18 protein-coding genes are annotated in these 19858 nt (G+C 60.8%); 13 read left to right on the top strand and 5 right to left on the bottom strand.

The genetic code is table 11. The features are described from left to right. Positions 1–5 precede the first annotated feature (5 nt). The 7 genes from LOZ74_RS13295 to LOZ74_RS13265 all read left to right on the top strand — a co-directional run bounded on the left by LOZ74_RS13295 (position 6) and on the right by LOZ74_RS13265 (position 5628). A complete protein-coding gene (locus LOZ74_RS13295; protein WP_230291561.1) occupies positions 6–746 on the top strand; it encodes a LuxR family transcriptional regulator in 741 nt (246 codons plus the stop codon). Between the two features lie 89 nt (positions 747–835). Beyond that, the gene (locus tag LOZ74_RS13290) at positions 836–1456 is read left to right on the top strand and encodes an acyl-homoserine-lactone synthase (RefSeq protein WP_230291560.1); all 621 of its coding nucleotides are present in this window, start codon (positions 836–838) and stop codon (positions 1454–1456) included. Positions 1457–1467: 11 nt separating this feature from the next. Further along, positions 1468–2361, top strand: a complete 894-nt coding sequence (locus LOZ74_RS13285; protein WP_370638833.1) for a phytanoyl-CoA dioxygenase family protein — start codon at positions 1468–1470, stop codon at positions 2359–2361. Continuing rightward, complete coding sequence (locus LOZ74_RS13280) at positions 2330–2953, top strand: GntR family transcriptional regulator (RefSeq protein WP_230291559.1); 624 nt, start codon at positions 2330–2332, stop codon at positions 2951–2953. Before LOZ74_RS13285 ends, LOZ74_RS13280 begins: the two co-directional genes overlap by 32 nt. A 113-nt stretch (positions 2954–3066) precedes the next feature. After that, on the top strand, positions 3067–3195 hold the full coding sequence (locus LOZ74_RS13275; protein WP_230291558.1) for a benenodin family lasso peptide: 129 nt from the start codon (positions 3067–3069) through the stop codon (positions 3193–3195). Between the two features lie 58 nt (positions 3196–3253). Continuing rightward, positions 3254–3940: a lasso peptide biosynthesis B2 protein gene (locus LOZ74_RS13270; protein ID WP_230291557.1), complete on the top strand. Its 687-nt coding sequence runs from the start codon at positions 3254–3256 to the stop codon at positions 3938–3940. Then, positions 3916–5628, top strand: coding sequence for an asparagine synthetase B family protein (locus LOZ74_RS13265; protein ID WP_230291556.1), 1713 nt, complete (start codon positions 3916–3918; stop codon positions 5626–5628). The genes LOZ74_RS13270 and LOZ74_RS13265 overlap by 25 nt, the downstream gene beginning before the upstream one ends. Here the strand turns inward: LOZ74_RS13265 and LOZ74_RS13260 are convergent. The 5 genes from LOZ74_RS13260 to LOZ74_RS13240 all read right to left on the bottom strand — a co-directional run bounded on the left by LOZ74_RS13260 (position 5614) and on the right by LOZ74_RS13240 (position 13736). Further along, entirely contained in the window at positions 5614–7701 is a 2088-nt protein-coding gene (locus tag LOZ74_RS13260) for an Atxe2 family lasso peptide isopeptidase (protein ID WP_230291555.1), read from the bottom strand. The genes LOZ74_RS13265 and LOZ74_RS13260 overlap by 15 nt on opposite strands. Next, positions 7695–10634: a TonB-dependent receptor gene (locus LOZ74_RS13255; RefSeq protein WP_230291554.1), complete on the bottom strand. Its 2940-nt coding sequence runs from the start codon at positions 10632–10634 to the stop codon at positions 7695–7697. The genes LOZ74_RS13260 and LOZ74_RS13255 overlap by 7 nt, the downstream gene beginning before the upstream one ends. Positions 10635–10744: 110 nt before the next feature. Continuing rightward, positions 10745–11350, bottom strand: coding sequence for a FecR family protein (locus LOZ74_RS13250; protein ID WP_230291553.1), 606 nt, complete (start codon positions 11348–11350; stop codon positions 10745–10747). A gap of 410 nt (positions 11351–11760) precedes the next feature. Further along, complete coding sequence (locus LOZ74_RS13245) at positions 11761–12342, bottom strand: RNA polymerase sigma factor (protein ID WP_230291552.1); 582 nt, start codon at positions 12340–12342, stop codon at positions 11761–11763. A gap of 476 nt (positions 12343–12818) precedes the next feature. Continuing rightward, positions 12819–13736, bottom strand: coding sequence for a HEPN domain-containing protein (locus LOZ74_RS13240; RefSeq protein WP_230291551.1), 918 nt, complete (start codon positions 13734–13736; stop codon positions 12819–12821). A 516-nt stretch (positions 13737–14252) separates the two neighbouring features. Between LOZ74_RS13240 and LOZ74_RS13235 the strand changes: the two genes are divergently transcribed. The 6 genes from LOZ74_RS13235 to LOZ74_RS13210 all read left to right on the top strand — a co-directional run bounded on the left by LOZ74_RS13235 (position 14253) and on the right by LOZ74_RS13210 (position 19812). Next, positions 14253–15269: an IS110 family transposase gene (locus LOZ74_RS13235; protein ID WP_230280423.1), complete on the top strand. Its 1017-nt coding sequence runs from the start codon at positions 14253–14255 to the stop codon at positions 15267–15269. Between the two features lie 506 nt (positions 15270–15775). Beyond that, complete coding sequence (locus LOZ74_RS13230; RefSeq protein ID WP_160771783.1) at positions 15776–16201, top strand: organic hydroperoxide resistance protein; 426 nt, start codon at positions 15776–15778, stop codon at positions 16199–16201. A gap of 11 nt (positions 16202–16212) precedes the next feature. Beyond that, on the top strand, positions 16213–16704 hold the full coding sequence (locus tag LOZ74_RS18260; protein ID WP_160771784.1) for a MarR family winged helix-turn-helix transcriptional regulator: 492 nt from the start codon (positions 16213–16215) through the stop codon (positions 16702–16704). Between the two features lie 53 nt (positions 16705–16757). Further along, positions 16758–17390 carry a glutathione S-transferase family protein gene (locus tag LOZ74_RS13220; RefSeq protein ID WP_230280424.1) on the top strand — a complete coding sequence of 211 codons (633 nt, stop codon included), beginning with the start codon at positions 16758–16760 and terminating at the stop codon, positions 17388–17390. A 117-nt stretch (positions 17391–17507) separates the two neighbouring features. Continuing rightward, a complete protein-coding gene (locus LOZ74_RS13215) occupies positions 17508–18143 on the top strand; it encodes a TetR/AcrR family transcriptional regulator (RefSeq protein WP_230280425.1) in 636 nt (211 codons plus the stop codon). Continuing rightward, positions 18136–19812: an MFS transporter gene (locus LOZ74_RS13210; RefSeq protein ID WP_230293891.1), complete on the top strand. Its 1677-nt coding sequence runs from the start codon at positions 18136–18138 to the stop codon at positions 19810–19812. The genes LOZ74_RS13215 and LOZ74_RS13210 overlap by 8 nt, the downstream gene beginning before the upstream one ends. The last annotated feature ends 46 nt before the right edge of the window (positions 19813–19858 follow it).

The raw sequence follows: 19858 nt of genomic DNA, 5'->3' as shown, positions 1-19858 counted from the left end.
GGACGATGAGCGGATTGGGAATAGCCAGGGAGTTTTTCGGCCTGGCGAAACAGGCGTCGACGAACGCCGATCTCGTGCAAGCGCTGGCCTGTGTTTCAACCAGCATGGATTTCGATTACTTCGCACTGACCCATCACGTCGACTTCGCGGCAGCCGGCCAAGCGGGAATGCGGCTCCATAACTATCCGGACGACTGGGTCGCCTGGTTCGACGCTCGGCGTCTGGGAGTGAGCGATCCGGTCCACCGCGCCAGCCAGGCAACGAGCATCGGATTCACCTGGCAGCGGGTGCCCGATCTCATCCGGCTCACCAAAACCGACCTGACTGTACTCGAACATGCGCGCACAAGCGGGATTGGCGACGGTTTCACGGTCCCTGCCCATGTCCCGGGCGAAGCAACCGGATCCTGCTCGTTCGCAGTGGCACCCGGGCGATCCATGCCGGTCGACAATTTGCCGCTGGCGCAATTGGCCGGCGCCTTCGCGTTTGAAGCGGCGCGCCGGATCAACGGCTCGAGAAATTTCGATCTCCACGCGCCGACACTTACTGAACGCCAACGCGACTGCGTCCTGTGGATGGCGCGCGGCAAGACCGACTGGGAGATTGCACGGATTCTGGGCCTGAGCCAGGAAACGGTCACTCAGCATCTCAAACAGGCGCGTGAACGCTACGACGTGCCCAAGCGTTCTGTGCTGGCAGTGCGCGCCTTGTTCGACGGGCTGATTTCTTTCAGCGACATCTTCTGACGCTAGAATGCACTATCCCCAGAACTGGGGATAGGCGAAAATCGCCGCCGGGGTGAGGGTCACCCGTCCATCAGACGGGAGCGACCATCATGTATTTGACGACCCTTAATGGCACCCATGGTGTGCCCGACGGCCTTCTCGCTGCAATGTTCGAGGCGCGCAAGCGTATCTTCGTCGACTTGCTCGGCTGGGACGTTCCGGTGCTCGCCGGGCGATACGAAATCGATCAGTTCGATGATCCGCGCGCTATATATCTCATCCTCTCCGATGAGTGCGGCAAGCATCTCGGGTCGGCACGGCTGCTTGAAACCGAGCGGCCGCACATCCTCGATACGCTCTTTCCCGATCTTTGCGAGGACGCGGTGCCGAAAGGGCCGACGACCCGGGAGATCACTCGTTTTGCTCTGGACCCACGCCAGAATGCCCGCCAGCGCCGCCGGGTCCGCGACACGCTGGTCTGCGCACTCGCCAACCATGCGCTGGCAAGCGGCGTCGAGGCCTATACCGGCGTCGCCGAGATCGCCTGGCTGCAGCAGATCCTTGCCTTTGGCTGGGACTGCGAACCGCTCGGATTGCCGCGCGAGAAAGGCGCGAGCCTTCTCGGGGCGCTGCGGATCGCGATAACTCATGAAACGCCGATGCTGCTCGCCAGTGCCGGACTAGTTCCGGAGCCGCTTGTCGCGCCCCACACCATTCGCCACGCAGCCTGAGGGTGAGGACTATGGCAACGCAGATGCAACTCCCGCTCTCTCCTGCCGATCATTGGGAGGTGCAGCTCCTATTGCACGGCTATTGCACCGTGCCCGATCTCGTCCCGCCCGCGCAGGTGGCGGCGCTCGACGCCGATCTCGCCCCCCAATTCGAGGAGACCGATTTCTGTCGCGGGGACTTTTACGGCGAGTATACCAAACGCTTTGGCCGGTTGCTGACACGCTCGGAGCATGCCGCTGCGTTCGTCCAGCATCCGCTCATCATCGAACTTGTCGAACGTGCGCTTGGTGCGTGGTGCGATACGGTTCAACTCAACCTTACCCAGGCCATAGAAATTCACCCCGGCGCCCCGCAGCAAATGCCGCATCGTGACCAGGATATGTGGGAAGGGGTGAAGGGCGAGACGGAATATCTGCTCAATGTAATGTGGCCATTCACGCCCTATACGCAGGAGAATGGCGCGACGCTGGTCTATCCGGGCAGTCATGGTGCACGCGCACTTGATCCCAGCGAACCGGATATGAGCGTCGCTGTCGAGATGGTGCCGGGCTCGGCTCTGATCTTTCTGGGATCGACCTTGCACGGTGCCGGCGGCAATAGCAGCGAAGCGATCCGCCGGGGGATGATCGTCTCTTATGCCCTCGGCTGGCTCAAGCCCTATGAAAATCAGTGGCTCGCCTATCCACCTGACGTCGCACGGCGCTTCCCTCCCGAACTCGCTGCGCTGGTAGGTTATCGCCAGCATCGCCCCAATCTCGGCAATTGGGAAGGCCTGTGCCCTTCGGTTCTGCTGGGCGAGGGCCTTCCCGACAGGATCGGTGCTGTCGACGCGTTACGGCCCGACCAGGCGGAAATGGTCGGCGCGTTCCGCCGTGGCCTCGGTCGTGCAAACGGCGGCCGCTGAGCGCTTTGTGATGAATGCGGCGCCGGTGTTCGATCGGGTCTATGGAGGCCTGAAGCAGATGCTGCGGGAAGGCCGCAGATCACCCGGCGCCCGTCTCGATCCGGCCGCGCTTGCCGACGAGCTCGCTGCCAGCATCACCCCGGTGCGCGATGCGCTCTACCGCCTCACCGGCGAGCGCATGGTCGATGCAGCGGGCGAGGGCTTCCAGGTGCCCTTGCTTACGGAACCCGACCTGCGAGATCTTTATGCCTGGAACCTGCAACTGCTGCTCGCCGCCCCGCGTCTTGTCGATCTGCCGGTGCCGCAAACTGAGGAGCCCCCGACAAGTACGGTCGCCGAACGCGCCGAAGTGCTCTTTGCTGGAATGGCGCGGCTGTCGGGGAATTGCGAACAACTCGCTGCGGTTAATGCGCTAAACGACCGCCTGCATGCGGTGCGGATCGGCGAAGAAATCTGGTTCGGTGATTGCGGTGAAGAACTCGCCGCCTTGGCGCAGGCCGAAAACCGCCGGGTGCTGCTCGGGCGCTATCATCGGCGGCGAATTGCTGCGGTGCCCGACCTTTTGCGCCTGCGCTATCGCGCGAATGGCTGAGATATTGCCCCTGAACTTCCTTCAAATACGCGCCATATAAACTTGGGATTTGGGGGCGAGGTCCTGACTCTTGGACTGCCGCGACTGATCGCGGTGGAACAAAGGAGATGATCATGGACACGCATGAACTTCACGACGAACTGGTCGATCTCGGCGTCGCAAGCGTCGAGACGCAAGGGGATGGTCTTGATCCGTTCGATATTGGCGGCCTGCAGCGCGTCGCCGGCATCGGCGAAGATTGAAGAACCCGATATCGCTGGCGCGCCCTATGGCGCGCCAGCCTTTGCGTAAGGCTATTTCATGTGGCGTCTCGCTGATCATGTCAGCTTCTGTTGGGTCGAGGGCCAGGCCATCTTTCTGGACCTGTCGCGTGATCGCTATTTTGCGCTCCCCCGCGGCGTGAACAAGGCGTTCTGCCGATGGTCAGAGCAGCGTGACCCCGCGCATGCGATGCCCGATGTCCTTGTTCGCCATAATCTGGTGGTGTCTGCACAACTGGATCAAATTTCTTCTGTGCTGCCTTGCACATTCGCAGCTCCCACCAAGGTTGCCACCCAGCTGAACCAGACGGGCGGATCGCGATGGTCGCGGAACTGTGAAGCGGCCTCGCTGTTGATGCGTATGCGTCGCCGCGTCCGAACCCGGCCGTTACAGCAACTCGTTGCCGAAGCGACATTATCATTTGGCGATGACATTGGAGATCGGGCGCTGCGGCGATTGTCCGTCAATGATTTGGCGCTTGAATTTGCGCGCGTTCGTAACTGGTTTCCCAAGCATCAGATATCGTGCCTGCCCGACTCTCTGGCATTGACGACCTTTCTTGCCCGGCATGGTCACGCGACGACACTCGTTTTCGGGGTCACTGCGCAGCCGTTCGGCGCACATTGCTGGGTCCAGACGGGTGCGACGCTTCTCAATGACATGCTCGATCATGTCGTCCGATACACCCCGATCCTTGCACAATGTCCCGCCGCTACGTCGCATTGATCGGCGCCCCGCCTTCCGCGATCGACAGGGCGATCGCCGCCGGTGCGGGAGTGGGAATGACATGCGTGTATCAGTTGCCCTGGCTTACGGTAATTGCAGACGCAGATGTCCGGGTGACCTTCGTTACGGAAATGTCTGGCGTCATCCTCGGTGAAATTTTTACCCGCTCCTTTGAAGATGGGAGGTCCGCTGCCGCCCGGATCGCAGCCCTGGATGAGCTTCCTGCCAATGTCTGGGGAGGTTATATCGGTTTCGCGCAGGCTCCGGAGGGTTGCTCCGTCCTTCGCGGCGTATCCGGTCCAAATCCCTGCTATTTCACGCCGCTTGAAGATGGCTGGGGCTTTGCGCCCGATGCTAGATTGCTTTCACAGATTACCGGGCGGAGCTTCGCAATCGATTGGTACGCTCTCGGCAGTCTGTTGCTCTATCGAGAATCCCGCCCCGAGCACACGTGTCTGAGCGCCGTTCGCGAATTGATGCCAGGGACGATGGCCACGATAGGCGTCAAGGGCTTGAGCGTCAGGACGATATGGACACCTGCGCGGTATATTGCGGCAAAAATCAACGCGTTTGACGACGCATCGCAAAAGCTTCGCGACACTATTCTCGCGACGATCCAGGCATGGGCGCAGCAATTCGAACGACCGCTACTCGAACTGTCCGGAGGGCTGGATTCGAGCATCGTTGCTGCAGGACTTGCGTCAGCCGGTAGCCGGTTTCATTGCCTCAGTTACCAGGCGTCGGGCGCGGACCTCGACGAAACCGACTATGCGCGCTGTGTATCCGATCATCTGGGCGCATCGCTCGACAAGATGCGTCCGGACGCAAGCGCGGTGCGGCTCGACGTGTCGGCTGCAGCACATCTGCCACGACCCCATGCGAGGAGCTTCATTCAGGAAACCGATCGTCTGAGCCATGAGGCTGCAAGGCGCATCGGGGCCGATGTCTTTTTTACCGGCAATGGCGGCGACAATGTCTTTTGCTTCTTGTCCTCGATTGCACCGGTACGCGACCGCCTGCGAACGTGCGACATCGCGGGAAGCTGGCGAACCGCGGCGGATATCGCACAGGTTTGCGAGGTTGGACGGTGGGAGGTTCTCGCCAAAACCGTACGGCGAGGGTTTCGGCGGTCGGCAGCGCAGGAGTGGCACTGGACTCCCGACTTTCTAGCCAATGAGGTGGTTGCAGGAACGTGTCGGCCGCCCGCGCATCCCTGGCTTACGGCTTGCGAACAAGCCGCGCCGGGAAGCCGCGCGCATGTGGCTGCAATCCTGCGCATTCAAAATTACCTTGAAGGACATACACGGCTCGCACATGCGCCACTTATCGCACCTCTGCTCTCGCAACCGGTCATCGAAACCTGCCTGTCGATTCCAAGCTGGCAGTGGTGCGCGGGCGGCCAAAATCGCGCCGTTGCCCGGGCCGCCTTTGCGGAATATCTCCCCGGCGACATTCTTGATCGGCAAAGCAAAGGGAGCTTTGCGGGAATGATTTCACGCATTCTCGAAATACGCAGAGATCAGGTCCGCACGATGCTGCTCGACGGTTTGCTGGCCCAGTACGGGCTGCTCGATTGCAAGGCGATTGAGCAGCAACTTGCTCCGGCATCGCCGGTCTCCGGGCGTAGCGCGGGCCGTATTCTCGGTCTTGTCGATGCTGAAGCCTGGGCGCGCTCATGGTCGAGCTGAAACCGGGCTGCGGCCGCTACCGCTGGCCGCAAGCGCATGCCAGCGGCGATACTGTTCTTTCTTGGCAGGGTCGTCATCCATTTTGCCGCGCAACCAGTAGTCGAGCCAGTCGATACCCCTTGCATAGATCGCCGCGCGATGTTCGGGCTGCCATTTCACATGCATTTCGTCGGGAAAGACATACATGTCGACCGGTCGCCGCGCGGCGCGAAGCGCTGCTACAGTCTGTAACGCCATGCGATATTCTTCATCGGAAGCCTGAATGAGGATGGGCGGGGGTTCAGCTTTCGCCGCGTCTTGCGCCAGCGAATAGTCGGGCCAGAAGCCTTCCTCGCCATAGCCCGGATAGCCCCATTTCTCGGTGACTGCCGCATAAGCGGGCCCTGACAGATACTGGGTGAAACTCGGTTCATCACAGCAGGTGCTGAGGATCGCCGCTGCATAGCGCTGGCTGTGGAGGAGCGCGTAGGCGACTGTACTCGCGCCGTCGCTAAGGCCAGTGATCGCTATACGCTCGGGGTCGACCGCGCCGCGCGCGATGGCGGCATCGATCGCGGCTTCCAGCGCGGTGAAATCGCGGCGCCGCTCGGCAAGCCCGGCCAGATTGCGGCGCACGAAGCTATCGAGATCGGGTGAGGGCGGCTCAGTCCCCGGTTGCGGCGGCTTATGGAAGCTCAGCACCGCATAGCCGCGTTCTGCAAGCAGATGTATCGGATATTCATCGCCCGTCCCGCCGCGCAGAAATCCACGGCTGGTGTATTGAACGATGACCAGCGGATGGCGTTCACCGGCCCGATGCCCGGGCGGCAGGACGAGACGGGCGAAGCTGGGCGCGCCGTCAGCCGATTTGACCTTGAGCAATTCGAGCCGCCCGGTGCGGATGGCGGTCCATTCGGGATTTGGATCAAATACCGGGGTTATCATGCCGTCGCTGACTGCAACCCGCACGAGCCTCCGTGGCTGGTCGGCAGCTTCCTCGGCGCAAACCAGTGAAGACTGGAGAAGTGTACAGCCGATGAGGAGCGCGTCCGTCTGCCATTGCCGCTTCGGTACCGTCTGGCCGGGCTTCCATCGGTAGAGAGTCAGACGCCCACCACCGGCGTAACTTTCATCATGAAGGAGAAGAACACTGCCGTCGCGGTCCCACCAAAAACCGGCAACATCGGTGCAGACCGCTGCAGAGCAGACCTCCTCGCGCCCCTGCAAACTGGCGTGGAGGCGTTTGGAAGTCAGAAATGCCGTTGTCTCTTCGGGCTCGAGCCAGGCCAGCGTGTCCGGATCGCCGGGCCGTGCGATGGCATTGTCCTTGCCCGAAGGGCGCGGGGATGAAGGCTGAGCCTTGCTCACCACTTCCGTCGCGAGGTCGATTGTTTGCTCGACATATGGCACAGTTCCTTGCGGAAGAGGTCGCTCTGCGCTTAGCGGCCAGAAGCGATCATCAAAGACATAGCCGCTTCGGCCTTCCGCTATGATGGCGGCTTCCGCGTCCGATATGCCGGGACGGGTCGTGAAGCGGATGGCAGTCCCGTCGGATGACCAGGCGAAGCGACGGACATCGACTGGAGCATGCGTGACCTGTTGCGCTGACTTTTCCTGTAACCCCACGCGCCAGACCTGGGTGCGTCCGTGATCGCGCCGCAGATAGGCGATCCACTTGCCATCCGGCGACCAGGCAAGCGGCGGACTGGTCACGGTCCCATTCACCTTGTCGGCTCGTCCGAAATAATCGCTGCTCATGATTATCGGTTCGCCGCCTGCGTCGAGGAGCCGCCATGTGTCATCATCGAGCGAAACCAGCATGATGCCATAGCAATAGTCATTGCCCGCGACGCTGGCGCGGCGCAGCGCAATGGCAATGTGGCGTCCGTCCGGCGAAAGCGCGAAAGGGCTGTCCATCGACGGATTCTGCCAGGGATCCCCGAAGTCGCGCAATTCGATGATGTCGTCCGCCGTCACTGCGCGTGGCGTGGGCGTCTCTACATTGGCCCGTGGCTGTAATCGCTCGCGGCAGGAAATGGCCGGCGGTACGAACTGGCTTGCCGTTGCCCAAAGAAGGGCTCCCAGCATCACCATGATTTGGTCACCTGGAGCGCGACGACCCGTCCTTGAGGGCTGGCATTCTCCGGATCGTAGCCGATCGTCGTCAGCCCGAGATTATTGACCGTGAACGGTGGATCATTGTCAAACAGATTGCTCGCGCTCAGGGCAATGGCCGTCCCGGCAAGCGGGCCCTTTTCTGCAGCAAGCCGGTAGCTGATCCGAGCGTCCACGGTGACCCAGGCATCGACCTGTTGTGGCACCGCGCCTGTACGGTTCTCATAGCCATCGACATAGTTCACGAACAGTGACGCGCCGAATTGCGGGCCGGAATAGCTCGCGCGGCCGCGGAGACGCAGATCGACAGGGTTGCCAAGCGTATCCAGAATGTCGACTTCCGGTGCATCGTCGGTCAGCGCCTGGCGGAAGCCGATCAGCCAACTACCGCCTACGCCCACTTCAAACGCACCGTCGTAAAACTTGCCCTGATAGGCGAGATCGAAATCGAAGCCGTTGAGATGCTGGCTTGCGAGGTTCTGCGTACGCGAATCGATGATCGTTGTGACCTGGGAGGCGGTTATCGGGTACAAGGCAACGTAGCCCGGTCCCGAGAAATAGGCCGCGACTATCGCCGGGTCTGCGGGCGCATCAATGATCGAGGCATAGGTCGCCCGGTTGATGAGGAAGTTGAGCGTTTCGGAAGCGGGGCTCGCGATCCTGTCGCGATAATCGATGTCGAAATAGGTCAACCGCGCGGTCAGGCCGGGCATGAAATCTGGTTCCAGATCAAATCCTGCGGTCCAGCTGGTTGCGCGTTCCGGACCCAGATCCGGCACCGTCCCGCGCAGGATCAGAGCATAGGTCAGCCCGGTGTCGGATGCCGGGTCAGTGAGACCGATTGCGAACTGGAGCGGTGTTGCAAGATCGGGGCGCAGGTCATTGAAGGTCGGTGCCCGAAACGAAGTGCCCCAGGTTCCGCGCAATGTCAGGCTTTCAAAGGGCTGCCAGGAAAGCCCCAGTTTGGGATTGGTCGTATCGCCGAAGTCGCTGTAGTGCTCGTAACGAACCGCCGCCGACAGATCGAGCCGATGTAATCCCGCAAGGCCGAGTTCCGGAGACGCCAGCGGCAGGAGAAGCTCTGCATAGCCGGCAGTAACCCTCCGCGGATCGGGCATCGGCGTCGGTGCAAGTTCGACGGGGGTCAGCGTCGTTGTATCGCTTATCGCGGGTTTGTCGCGAAATCGTTCGTACCGATATTCGCCTCCCAGCGCGATCCGGGCATCGCCGCCTGGTAGCTGGAATAGCGGGCCATCGGCGCGCGCAAGTCCCGACAGCATCGTATAGCGCCCGCTGTCGGTTGTGCTGCCTCGGACCAATTTAATCGTTGCCGGATTGGTGTTCGCTCCGTCTCCAAGCAGGTTATAGGCTGTCGCAGGATCCGTGTCGGCGAGGGCCGCGGCGAGCCGCGCGGTATTGACCCGATTATAAAACACCGAGTTTTCGCGCTGCGTGCCATAGGTCGCATGCGCATCAAACAACCATTGTCCTACATCGAACCGAAGCCCCGAACTGGCGCCGAGCGCTTCCGACCTTCCGCGAAGCGATTCTGGCCCCAGATCCTCCACGAAACTGTAGCGCACCTGGATCGGCTGGTTCGTGCCGATCGGATCGACATAAGATGGGTTGGTGATCGGTACGCTGCGCAGTGCGTTATTGCTTGAGGCACGCAGATGCCGGTCAAATCGCCGGCTGCCGAACAATGCCTGCGCATAAAATTCCAGGCCTGGCATAACTTCCTGGCGCGCGGCGGCGAACAGCGCATGACGCTCCTGAAACGGTAGCGCGTCGGCGCCGAGCCATTGATCCTGCGCGTTCTGCGTTCCCGCCACGAGATCGGAAGCCGAGAGATTGCTACCATCCTGCCCCGCAGGGATTGCAAAGGTCTGGCCGTCGGCAACAATTGTGCCCGGATTGGCATAGTTGGCCCGATAATCGCCGCCGCCGAAGCGGCGCAGATCTTCGCTGATATAGGGTCGATCCGCGACCGCGAGGCGGCTGCGCCGGTAGTAGTCATGGGCGAGCACAATATTGCCGGTGGCCCAACGCTTGCCGCCGATGGCACCTGCCTGAATTTCATCAAAGCCATCGGCAAGCCCGTAGCGCGCGGTGGTCTCAAACCCTTCGAACTGACTTCGCGGAATGATGTTGACTACGCCTGCTACCGCGTCCGATCCGTATAGCGCCGAGGCGCCGTCAGGCAGGACTTCGATGCGCTGGATAGCGATCGTGGGAATCATCGAAAGATCGGTGAAGACGCCTGCGAAACCCGCCATGGGAGGGCGTTCTCCGTTGAGCAGGACAAGCGTTGAGCCGGTGCCGAGACCGCGGAGATTGACCCCGGACCCATAATTCTGATTGAGCGAGGCATTGCCGCGATTGGTCTCGATGGTGGTCTCATTCGGACCGCCGCCGAAATTTTGCGGCAGCGCCTGCAAGATTTCTTGGGTTGTTGCATAGCCGCTCTGCTCGATATCGCTGCGATCGATCGTGGTGACGGCGGCGCCCGCCGGTGCCCGCCCGCGAATGCGCGTTCCGGTGACGAGAATTTCATTGTCAGCGGCATCGGACGCTGCCGCGTCCTGACCGAGGTCAGCAGGAACGCGCTGGAGGACAAGGGCGTTGCCGACCCGAGCGATCCGCAGCGACGTCCCCGAGATCAGCCGAACCAGTGCCTGCTCAGGCGTGAACTCACCGCGCAGTGCAGGTGCGCGCAGGCCCGCAAGCAGATCGGCTGGCGCAACGATCGTCGCGCCCGACTGATCGACGACGGCGCGCACCGAGCGCGCGAGATCCTGCGGGGGCAGGTTATAGTGTTGCTGCTCGCTGCTTTGTGCGCAGGCGGGCATCGCCATGCACAACGCGACCGCCGACACGCCCATCTGAACCAGTTGATATCCGCCACGTCCCATGCTGCTGTCTCCCCAGCGCCCGCACCATGCGGATCGCTTGGGGTGTCTGACGACAGCGGCGCGGGTTTCCCCCGGCGTGCGCGAATTTTTTTTTGGAGAGCCGTTGTGCCTTAGGGCTTGGTGAGCACCAGATCGCCGTCCGGGCCCCGGTCAATACGCAGCTCAAAGCCGGACGCCAGCGCCGTGGCCAACTGGTCGGGATTGCCAGCACGAAAGCCGCCGGTGAAGCGCAGCGAACCGAGTGAAGGGTCGCTGAGCCGGACCTGGCGGGTAGTGTAACGATTGGCTTCGGCGAGCACGTCCGCAAGGGGGGCATTCTCGAAGCTCAGCGTTCCCGACACCCAGCGCTCACCCGCCGTCGAAGCAAGCTGGGGCGGTGCAGGCGTATCGACCAGCGCCATTTGCCCCGGTTTTAATCGGACCTTCGACAAGGTTGGATCGGCTTCCGTTGAGGCTACTGGTCTTTGAACCTCGATCGATCCTTCGATCAGCCGTACGCTTGGCTCGCCACCGATCAGCGAGATGTCGAACTGCGTGCCGGTCGCGACAACCTCACCGCCACCCGCTGCGACGATAAAAGGCCGGTCGGCTTCATGCGCGACTTCAAACCGGGCGCGGCCGGCAACTAGGCGAAGGCGCCGGTCGCCAGATGTGAAGGCGACGGCAATGCGGCTGTCGCTATCAAGCGTGACGACCGAACCATCGGGAAGCGTCACGCGTCGGATATCCCCTCTGGGAGTTTCGACCGACGTGTTGTTGTTTGTAACTTGGGGGCCAGGGTCTTGCATGGGGACGTTGCCGCGCGCTGAAAGAAGCAATGTAACGACGACTATGATCGCGGCGGCCGAGGCCACGAGAGCGAGTGCACGGACCGGAAAGCGCCGCTGTGGCGCTTCGGGCAAGCCTTGTCGCGCCCGGCCTGATGGGGTGTGGCCGACAAGTCCGCTTTGATCCCAGCGCAGTCCCATTCGGTCATAGGCGGCTGCATGAGCGGAATGGGCGCGGTACCAGGTCTCGAATTCGGCGCGATGACGTTCCGCATCGGGCCCTCGCATGCGCGCAAACCATTCCGCGGCAGCCAGGCGCACGTCATCGCTCGGCCCAGATTTCGGCCGTTGCGGTGGCATCAGCGCGGGCCCAGTGCGCGGTCGAGTTCGACCAGGGCACGGGCGATCGCCTTTTCGACCTGCTTGATGGTTAGGCCGCTGCGGCCAGCGATCTCGGCATAGGTAAGCCCCTCGATGCGGTGCGCCATGAAAACCTCCCGTGTGGTGACGGGAAGCTCCAGCATGGCGGCCTCGAGCCAGTCAAGCATGTTCCGCACCTCGAGCAAATGAACCGGGTCGGTGCTGGAGGGAAGGTCGCCTTCGTAGGAGAAGTGTAGATCGGCTGAACGCCGCCGCGCGACTTTTGCCCGGTCACGCAAAAGATTCTGGGCGATGCGGGTCAGATAACCGCTGGGATTACGGAGCGTTGTTGGTACGTCATGTCCAATTACTCGGGTGAAGGTCTCCTGTACGAGGTCCTGCGCCTCGTCGGGACAGGCGGTGCGTCGCCGGAAAAAACGATGTAGGCGGGGTGCTTCGGCTGCATAGAGCGCTGCTGCATCCGGCTTCTGCCGAGCTTCCATGCCACCGGCGTCCGCTTCCGGCGCGTCAATAGGCTCGGCCTCGGCCGGGTTCACCCGCACGTCAGGTTTGGACGGCAACGCCGTCCCTCCCGACCATCGTAAATTGCAGTCTTATCCATTGACCGGCCTCCGCAAGCGAGGCTCGGCCTTTAAAAAGCCGGGTGATGAGAACGTGCTTGGGAAAACACGCGCCGACGCCTTTAGCCGCGCACGACCTGGACATGCACGCCGACCACCCGGCCGCAGAAAGCAACCGGTGACTTGTCCCAAGCGAGGTTCTCACGCCTCGGCGCCGCCCTGATTGCGGCGCGCCAATAGACTATACTGGCGTCGCCATAGTTCAAGCTATGACAGTCAAATCATCTGAAAAGTGAAGTAAGCTGCGGAGAGGTTGCTACAAATTGAAGTACAGCGAATAAAAGGTCTCTCGCGCCAGTTGAGTGATAACTGCTGTTTCGCCTTTCAGTCAGAGCGAGCGCAGGAGCGGTTAACGGGAACGACGGCGTGAGCGATGCTGCGCTCCGTTGGGCTTTGGCGGATTGTCCACCGCCGACTCAATGTTGGGCGTCGCGCCGCAGCAGGTCGAGGTGATCGCGGCAGACCGCTTCGACGATTTCGCGAAGCTGTTTCACTGATGCGGAGATAGCCTCAAGATCCTCGGCACCTATTTCGTAACTCGCCGAATAACGTGCTTCGACATAGGCGCGTTTCAAAAGCTCGAACCGTCTGCGGTCAGCCCTCGATCCACGCGACCACGCCTCGATCAGCCGGGGCTCCTTGTCCTCCGCCAGAGAACGCAGGAATTTAATATTGTGCGAGCGGGGGAAGTAGAGTGTGCGGACCAATAGAAAGCATGCGTAGGCCGTTTCCGTAGCCTGATGAAAATTGAAGGCAGCTTTGTTTTGCCATGAGCCCGATGCCCCTTTACTAAAAGCCATTTCAGCCAGTTCGATCCATTCGCCCAACGAAACAATTTTTTCGTCAAAATACCGTTTCGCCATCTCATACGCATCCGTTGGTGCTAGTGGCTGGGGCGCAGTCAGGGCGTGGTTCGGCAGTTCATAAACCACTATTCCGTCGCGGACGATATCGACCCAAAAATACTCACCGCGTTCGAGCGCCTGATTAACTTCCTGCAGCGTGTGTACGATTATATTGACCGGGCGACCGACCGTCGGGTCATGCAGTATTTTGTCCTCGGCGATGTACCAATAGTCGGCGATGTCGGTCAGGCTTTCGTGATTGACGATGATCAGCAAATCGAAATCCGACTGATACCCATTGTCCGGCTCATCGACCCAGTCGTCGCGTGCATAGCTGCCGAACAAGATGATCTTGAGGATACGCCCATTGCGCTTCCACGGCTGGGTCGCGCCGGAAATCGCCCGCGAGAATTCGGTCATCAACGTCTCGCGGACGCGTGCAAGTTCTGCTTGTTGTACTTCGGGAAGATGATCGAGGTCGACGCGCATAGTTGTCCTGTCGGCAGATGCCCTGACTGTATCGCCGAAGACTCCGCTGCTCAATGGATAGCCCTGCCCGGGCGTTGAGAAGTCGCTTGGAAACAACCGCCGGCACCCTTAGTGCAAGCACCTGGACACAGCGCCGACCACCCGGGCAGGACCGGATACAGTTTGACGACCTGATATGGATAGGGGAAGCGTCCCGAGGCTTTCTCCAGAACATTGGCTATCTCGTGGTAAATGTTTGAGCTGGATGACACCACTTGATTTAGAGCCGCTAGTTTGGACAGTCCGGAACGGCGGCTTTTGGAAAGCTCGATGGGATAGCGGACGTTCCGATCGGCGCGCCGGCGTGTCAGCTTAGCGCCCGAATTCGGTCATGAGACGCGGCTCTTCGGTTGCCCGAAAGCGGACATCAATTTGTCAGGTCGGAACGGCTGCTGCGTCGGACACCGCGTAATTGATGTAGCCGCCCTCCTAGATGGTACGAAGTCGCATGAACGCTTCAATGCAGGAGGGTGACCAATGTCGATCTATGCAGGGTTGGACGTAAGCGACAAGACCACACATGTATGTCTTGTAGATTCCGAGGGGGAAATTCTGCGACGTGATGTCGTAGCGAGTGATCCGGAGGTTCTGGCCAGATGGTTCGAGAAATATGGCCCTGATCTTGTTCGCGCCGTGCTCGAAACCGGTGCACTGGCCACATTCCTTTATCATGGCCTGACCGAGCGAGGTGTCCCCGTCGAGTGCATCTGTGCTCGACATGCCAAGGGTGTGTTGGCCGCGCGGGTCAATAAGAGCGACGTCCATGATGCTGAGGGGCTGGCGCATCTTGCGCGGACAGGATGGTTCAAGCGCGTCCATATGAAGGCATCGGCCACACACATTGACCGAGCTGCCCTCCGTATTCGCATGCAACTGATCACTGCGCGAAATGCCATGGCGAACCAGCTGCGGGGGCTCATGAAACTCTTCGGCCTGCGGATGGGATCGGTGAATACGACCGGGAAGCGCGCAGAACGTCTGCATGCGCTGTTCCAGCAGCGACCGGATCTCGAACCGTTGTTTGCCCCTTTGATAACTTCAATCGAGGCCTTGGAGGAGCAATTGCGTGCATCCGGCCGACTGCTTGAAAGGCGTGCGGCGGCCGATCCCGTCTGCGTTCGCCTTATGACAGTTCCAGGCGTAGGTCCGATTACAGCGCTCACCTATGCCGCCAGTATCGAAGACCCTCATCGCTTTGCGCGAAGTGAGGATGTCGGTGCTTATGCTGGTCTCGTGCCGCGTCGAAGCCAATCTGGGGAACGCGACACGCTGGGCAGTATATCTAAAGCCGGTGACGGGCTGCTGCGCCGTGCCCTCTATGAAGCTGCCAATGTAGTGCTATCTCGTGTCCAGCGCCCCTTCGCGTTGCGGGAATGGGGCAAGCGTATCGAAGAGACTAAAGGCACCAAACGTGCACGGACGGCGGTAGCCCGCAAGCTCGCTATCCTGCTCCATTCGCTTTGGCTGCACGAGACAGAGTTCCGCTGGGTCTGAGCTTGGCGTATCTCTTCCCGAACAGCCATGCCCGGATGATCTCGACCGGATCGTCGAGGTTCTAACCTCGTGTCGGACACAGAGACATCCAACCCTGACCGCCCGGCCGCGATCATGAAGGCTTGGACAGCAGGCTGGCAAAGCCGTCCAATGACCTCGAAGACAACCCTTGGCCAACGGGAAGAAGGAAGTCCGATGATCAAATCAATTAGACAACGATCCGGAATGGCAGGTTTTACGGAGCGATACCGGGATAGCGGACGCTTTATCGTACGAGATGATGCGTCAGCTACGCGCCCCAATTAAGGCCATCGAATTCCATGCGACGATCACCTCGAAGCGGACATTAGAATGCATCGGTGGCGATCTGTCGGCAAAGCTTCAGCAATCATCAGGCATAGCCCATGTCAGCCAGCCCCCGGAACTGACCAAATAGAAAAAGAGACCGCTTGACGAAATTACATTGCAGCCCATATTATGGCCAGCCAGTTAAAAGGACCGATGCCATGAAGATACTCTATACTGCCCAGGTCACTGCCACAGGCGGTCGTAGCGGTTGCGTTGCCAGCGACGATGGGTTGCTCGAAGTCGATCTTGCCCTGCCCGCAGCACTGGGCGGAAAGGGTGGAGCGACCAATCCCGAACAGCTTTTCGCGGCTGGTTACGCTGCCTGTTTCGGCAATGCGGTAATCCACGTCACCCGCAACACGCACAAGATCGCCGATAACGACGTCACAGTCGTCGGTACGGTCTCGATGTCGCCGAATGCCGAAGGTGGCTTTGTCCTGTCGGTCGCACTCGATGTCGCTATTGCCGGGGTCGACCAGGACACGGCTGAAAAGATCGTGGCACAGGCACACGAAGTCTGCCCCTATTCCAACGCGGTGCGCGGAAATGTCGATGTTGACCTTAAGGTTCGGGCAGAGGCCTAACGGAATCGCCCGTGACGACAGAGCACCGTCCATCAGCTGAAGAGGAGGATGAACTGCTGCGGCTCGACCGGCAGCTGTGCTTCCCCCTCTATGCCGCAACCAATCTTCTCCAGCGCCTGTATCGGCCGCTGCTGGAACCGCTTGGCCTGACCTATTCGCAATACCTCGTGATGCTGGTTCTGTGGGAGCGTGAGCCCGTCACGGTAGGTGCGCTGCAGTCCTGCCTGCACCTCGATGTCGGCACGCTCAGCCCCATGCTCAAGCGCATGGAGCGTGCCGGGCTGGTGGAACGGATGCGCGATCCGCAAGACGAACGCCGCGTTCTGATTGCACCCACTGCGCATGGGCGCGATCTGCATAGCGCAGCTCGGGAAATACCGCGTGCCTTGTCGAAGCAGGTGGGAATCGAGGAAAACCAGCTCGCCGATCTGCGCGCCATGACCAGTGCCTTGGTCGAGCGTTTGGGAGAGGCAGCGGAGCAGGACGGCCATCACTCCGCATGATCCTGACCCTTGCGCCAAAAACAAACTATGCGCCCACTCCAGAGGATAAACGCATGATCGTCGTTCACCACCTTGAAACTTCGCGTTCGACACGTATTCTGTGGCTATTGGAAGAGCTTGATCTCAAATACGAGCTGCAAAGCCACGCCAGGGTTGGCGGACGCGCGCCCGAAAATCTCAAGCATATCCATCCGCTGGGCAAGGCGCCCTTCATCGTCGATGGCGATCTGGTCCTTGCGGAATCGAGCGCGATCCTGCGCTATATCGACGCTCGTTACGGCGATGGCCGTCATTCTCCCAAGGCGGGCACCGCACAGGGCGCGATGCACGACCAATGGCTCGATCTGGCGGAGGGGTCTGCCAGTTTTCCGCTTCTGCTGCCGTTGCTTGGCCGGATGATGGGCGGGCTTCCCGATCCGATCGCGCAGTTCGCGGATGCGCGAGGCAAGGATCTGCTCGCCTACATTTCCGAAGGGGTGGGCGAAGGGCCTTTCCTGATGGGCGGTGAACTGACGCTAGCCGACATCCAGATGGTCTATACGCTTGAAATGGCCAGAATGGCAGGCGCCCTCGATGCCTTCCCTCTGCTGCAATCCTATCGTGACCGGCTGCATCGGCAAGCGGGCTTCATCAAGGCGATCGAGATGGGCGGCCCGCTCGTGCCGCCAGGGTGGGCGAGCGCCTGAATCCCCCGCGGGAGCGGGCAAGCGCACACCACGTTGCCGACCCTTTATTTCATCGCTTGATTAAATAATAATTGCGTCTATCTGTCGGTCCATTCGCGGCGCGTGGAAGGATCGATCATGACGCAAACCGAACGTGGTCGTGGCAGGCCCAAGAGAAACGAAATCGATTCCGTGCAGGCCATCATGGAAAGCGCGGTGCCCATCTTCGCCGCCAAGGGTTTCGACGCCGCCAACCTTCGTGAAATCGCCGATGAAGCCGGGGTCAACATGGCGCTGGTGTCTTACAATTTCGGGTCCAAACTTGATCTGTGGAAGCGGATCGTCGAGATCATCGGCCAGAAGATCGAGGCGACCCAGACGTCGCTGGCACGCAGCACCGGCTTCAGCGATTCGGGTGCAGCGCTGCGTGCCGCGATGAGCGCGTACATCGGCTTCATGGCGGCCCGGCCTGAGGCAGCACGCTTCATGGTTCGCGACATCGATCACGATCCCGAACGCGCGCAATGGGTCTACGAGCATGTGACTCGCCGCCTGCTTGACCAGTTCCTTCCCCTGATCGCACGCGCAAATGCAGATGGCGCAATCCGCGCCGCACATCCCGAAATGACCTTCCTGCAATTCGCCTTTGGCACGGCCGCCTGCATCATGCGGCGTGACCGGCTGACGCAGGATTCCCCTGAATTTTCCGATGATGGCCGTTTTCGCGCAGCCCTGCACGAAGCGCTTGTCGAACCCCTGTTCCTTGATGACTGACTCCGCGCTTTCTTCCGGCGGCTATGTGTTCAAGCCGCATGAGCGGCCTTTCCTGGCAGGCTCTCCCGCCACGCCGGATCATCCGACGGCGCGCAAGGTGGGCTATCTGCTGATCGGAATATATCTTGCCGTGCTGGGCGGTTTCCAGAACGGCCTGCTGCTGGCCAATCTCACCGGGCTGCAGGGGCATCTCGCGCTCACCACGGTGGAATCGGGCTGGGTCACGGTCGCTTACAACATGACCAATGCACTGATGAGCATATTGCTGTTCAAACTTCGCCAGCAGTTCGGCATCCAGCGTTTTGTCCGTATCGCCATGGGCACGCTGCTGCTGGCCAACTTCGTGCAACTGTTCGACGCAGGCTACGAGATCGAGCTGGTCTCGCGCGGGATTTCCGGCATCGCCGCCAGTGGCCTGACGACGCTGGGCATCTATTACCTGATGCAGGGGCTGCCGTCGAAGGCGCGGATCGCGGGCGTCCTGATTGGCCTTGGTCTGTCGCAAATTGCCCTGCCGCTGGCGCGCGCCATCTCACCCGCACTGGTTGCCGGGGGCGACATCACCCACCTGTTCGACCTGCAATTCGCACTTTCGCTGGTGGCCTTCGGCTCGGTATTCATCCTGCCGCTGCCGCCCGGCGATATCGAGAAGGCTTTCGAGAAGCTGGATCTTGTCACCTTCCCGCTCCTGGCCACCGGGATGGGGCTGCTGTGCGCGTTCCTCGTGCAGGGCCGCATCCAGTGGTGGAGCACCCCGTGGCTGGGATGGGCGCTGGCGGGCGCCATGGTGATGATCGGCGCCGCATTCCTGATCGAACATAACCGCGCCAATCCCATGCTGCATACCCGCTGGATGACGAGCAAGAACATCCTCATCTTTGCCGTTACCGGCGCCCTGATGCGGGTTTTGCTGTCCGAACAGGGTTTTGGAGCTGGCGGCCTGCTGGCCACAGTCGGCATGATAAACGATCAACTGGTGACCTATTACTGGATCATCACCGGCGCGACGTTGCTTGGCCTTGTGGTGCTGATCGTGCGACTGGATGTCAGTGATCTGCAACGCCCATTGCTGGTGGCGCTGGCGCTGATAGCCGTGGCGGCTTTCATCGATACGCGCGCCGGCCTGCTGTCGCGCCCGGAGAATTTCTACTGGACGCAGGCGATGATGGCCTTTGCCGCGATCTACTTCATCGGATCGGCCATGATGGAAGGGTTGCTGCGCGCACTGGCACGGGGGATGGACTATATCATCAGCTTCATTGCCGTGTTCTCGCTTTCGCAAACACTGGGCGGGCTGGCCGGTGTTGCCGGGCTGGCCGCGTTCCAGACCATTCGGACAAAAGTGCATCTGATGGAAATCGGGCGGGAATTATCGCTGACCGATCCCGCCGTTGCGCAGGCCATCCAGCAGCGTGCTGCCGCCTATAACGCCACCATGGCCGATCCGGTGCTGCGGCAGGCCAGCGGCGCCGGGCAACTGATCCAGCAGGCGGGGCGCGACGCGGCGATCCTTGCCTTCAACGACATGTTTTTCCTCATTGGTGTGATTGCGTCCATCGCCTTTGCAGTGCTCCTTGCGAACTGGCTCTACAACCGTGCGCGCGGGATCAAGCCCCTGGCCAAGGAACTTGAGGCGCTTGCAGCGATCATGGGCGGAGCAAAAGAATGAGCCAGAAAAAGCCAGACCAGCAAACCGAAGGGGCCGGCAAAGGGCC

The organism is Croceicoccus sp. Ery5, from assembly GCF_020985325.1.
Lineage (GTDB): Bacteria > Pseudomonadota > Alphaproteobacteria > Sphingomonadales > Sphingomonadaceae > Croceicoccus.
This window is presented reverse-complemented; position numbering and strand designations above follow the sequence as displayed.